Below are 1,019 nucleotides of genomic sequence, written 5' to 3'. Positions count from 1 at the left end.
ATCCGCTCGGGCAGCAGTGCGACCGTCGTTAATCTCCACCCGTGCACCTCAGGCAACGGCCAGCACGTAGCCGATCCCGCGGGACTCCAACAGGGCACACAGGCCCGGGTCCTGGCCGTATGCCTCGTCGCCGGTCGCCCACGAGGCGGTGACCCCGGCATCCAGCGCTGCCGCGATCATCCGTCCGGCCAGAGTGGGCTTGGTCGCGAACTTTGCCTGGTCGGGGACGCCCGCGCGGATGCGACGCTCGGCGTCCTCGCACCAGGCTTGCTCGGGAAGGTAGAGCCGACGGTCGATCAAGGCCCGCCCGTGACGCGAGGCGTAGGCGAGGAACACGCCGACCTGGCTGTTCTCGATCCGCCCGGCCGTGCCGGTGTACTGCCGCTGCACACCCGCCGAACCGCGGCCCTTCTTCAAGAACCCGGTAGCGTCCACGACCAGCACGCCATCGTCGGCGCCGAGATGCTCGACGACGTAGGCACGGACATCATCGCGGACGTCATCGGCGCTCCAGCGTGCGGTTCGTAGTAGCCGCTGCATCGGCCCGGGACGGGCGTGGCCGGCCTGCTCGGCCAGCTGCCAGCAGTTCTTCCGCTCGACGCCGGACAGCAGTCCGAACAGGTAAGCACGGGCCGTCGCCCGAGGCTCGACCCGGCGGAACCGGCCCGCGATCCGGGCCACGGCCTAATCGATCGCCCGCCATCGGGCGGCGTCTATGCTGTGGTGCGCGGCTACCGCACGATCATCATGAGTCCACACACAACCCTTGATGATCACGCGGTGGCCGTTGTCGTTCCCGCAATCGACCAGCACCTCAACCCCGCCATCTGTCACGGACCAACCAGAGCAATCGCTGGCCGGCGTGGTAGCGCCAAAGCCACCACGGCAGCAACCGGTGATCTACAAAGGACCACAGGTCATCGTCGGCTTCGTTGCCGCGAGGGAAGGCCCGCAGCAGATCGGCACATCGCTGATCCACCGATCGGTGCAGCCGGGCGACATGCGCCAGGGCGACAACG

The 1,019-nt window shown here is 68.3% G+C and carries 1 protein-coding gene and 1 pseudogene; one reads left to right on the top strand and one right to left on the bottom strand.

All coding sequences use genetic code 11. The annotated features are described in order from the left end of the window. Window positions 1–57: 57 nt before the first annotated feature. Window positions 58–681 (bottom strand): annotated as a pseudogene (locus ABTZ59_RS37305) (IS701 family transposase); the annotation flags it as partial. Window positions 682–769: 88 nt separating this feature from the next. On the opposite strand from ABTZ59_RS37305, the gene ABTZ59_RS37300 reads away from it, so the two are divergent. After that, the coding region (locus tag ABTZ59_RS37300; RefSeq protein WP_351426124.1) for a hypothetical protein at window positions 770–1,019 on the top strand (250 nt) is incomplete at its 3' end.

The organism is Streptomyces sp. NPDC094034 (assembly GCF_040303865.1).
GTDB lineage: Bacteria > Actinomycetota > Actinomycetes > Streptomycetales > Streptomycetaceae > Streptomyces.
This window is presented reverse-complemented; position numbering and strand designations above follow the sequence as displayed.